1 protein-coding gene is annotated in these 253 nt (G+C 24.1%); it reads left to right on the top strand.

Annotated elements, in window-relative coordinates; all coding sequences use genetic code 11:
- Nucleotides 1–34 precede the first annotated feature (34 nt).
- Nucleotides 35–151 carry a hypothetical protein gene (locus tag KVT27_RS25500; RefSeq protein ID WP_001987222.1) on the top strand — a complete coding sequence of 39 codons (117 nt, stop codon included), beginning with the start codon at nt 35–37 and terminating at the stop codon, nt 149–151.
- Nucleotides 152–253 lie beyond the last annotated feature (102 nt).

Raw genomic sequence — 253 nt, forward strand, 5'->3', positions numbered from 1 at the left:
TAGATTATTTATGTTATTTATTTCACAATATTGTATGCATGTATATTTAATTAGTTTCATTATAAAGCAACATATCGATAGTAAATATGTGATTTTCCGTCCATTTTGTGAACAAATTAAAAATGAAAGCGTTTCCTTTATTATATACTAAAAAAACTTACTACGCTAGGGGCAATTTTTTCAATCTACTAATCCCTCAAAAAATGATATATTTTTTCTTTTCCCATCAAACCTTATACAATTTTCAGAAATT

This window comes from Lysinibacillus sp. GbtcB16 (genome assembly GCF_019091145.1).
GTDB lineage: Bacteria > Bacillota > Bacilli > Bacillales_A > Planococcaceae > Lysinibacillus > Lysinibacillus fusiformis.